At 65.2% G+C, this 1,170-nt stretch carries 1 protein-coding gene and 1 pseudogene; one reads left to right on the top strand and one right to left on the bottom strand.

The annotated features are described in order from the left end of the window. Positions 1-782 (bottom strand): nuclease/transposase family protein (locus RM2_RS23190; protein ID WP_507762072.1); only part of this gene is annotated, 782 nt, incomplete at its 3' end. A gap of 56 nt (positions 783-838) precedes the next feature. On the opposite strand from RM2_RS23190, the pseudogene tnpA reads away from it, so the two are divergent. Beyond that, a pseudogene (gene tnpA, locus RM2_RS23185) lies at positions 839-1,170 on the top strand (IS200/IS605 family transposase); the annotation flags it as partial.

Raw genomic sequence — 1,170 nt, 5'->3', positions numbered from 1 at the left:
TGCAACGCCTGCCGTAGTTCCCGGTTGCGGGTACGACGATCCTTGGTGCTGCCGCGACCGCCCGGACCGTCCGGTGCACCGTCCCCGTAGGTGCCGATGAGGTCGTCGCCGAGCGATCGGTCCGAGGTCACGGCGATGTTCACGATGCCCAGGTCCACCCCAATCCACCCGTCGGGGGCGCTCAGGTGCTCCCCGCCGGCAACCGGGGGATCGGGCAGATCGCAGGTGGCGATCAGGTAGGCGGTAGGTTTTCCCTTCCGATCACGCTGTACCACCAGATCGGTTTCCCCCTTGCGGTATTTCCGGAGCATCGCGACCTGGTCGGGGTGCCCGACGAAACGCAGGTTCTTCATCCGGCCGTCGAGCGTCCAGATCGACACGGTGCCGCCGCCCACGCTGTCCGGGTCGAACTGCCAGGACAGGCACCGGTCGTCGAACTGTTGCGCCGCGTCGGCGCGGAATCGGATCGGGGTGGCCTCCACACGCTGTCGGCGCCGAGATCCTTTCGGCCCGTACCTGCCGCCGCGGAGGTTGGCCCGCAAACTGGTGTACGAGTCGGCGACCTTTCGGATCACCGACTGCGCGACCTGGGCGCCCAAACCACCGTGCTCACGGGCGGTGGCGTAGGTGATCGCCCGCAGGTCTCGTTTACGGAAGACCCGTTTCTCGTGTGCGACGCGGGCGACCAGCGTGGCGGTGTCATTACAGACGGTCAGGGTACGTATCAAGGTGTCGAGTTGCCGCCCGTCGGGCACCACGTTCACCCGCACCACCTGTTTCATGCCCCGGAACCTAACAGTGACCTCCGACACCGCACCGGGAACCAAAACCGCACGCACGCAGAGGCCGTTCGGTCGTCTTTCAACCTTCCGCGCACACGGGGTCTTCACCCCCAAATACCGGCGTGGACCGTTCACCGACGAGATTCTGGTCCGATGTGAAGAAGTCATGCGGGAGGTGTGCGCGGACTTCGAGACCGAACTGGTCGAGTTCAACGACGAGACCGACCACGTCCACCTACTCGTGCACTACCCTCCCAAGGTTGCCCTGTCCACACTGGTGAACAGTCTCGAGGGCGTCTCGGCCCGACGGCTGCGTCAGGAGTCCCCCGATCACATCCGCAGGTATCTGTGGGTTCCCACTTCTGGTCGCCGTCCAACTTTGCACGCT

This window comes from Rhodococcus marinonascens NBRC 14363 (assembly GCF_001894885.1).
GTDB lineage: Bacteria > Actinomycetota > Actinomycetes > Mycobacteriales > Mycobacteriaceae > Rhodococcus_F > Rhodococcus_F marinonascens.
Note: the sequence above shows the minus strand (reverse complement) of the source record. Positions and strands in the feature narration are given on the sequence as shown.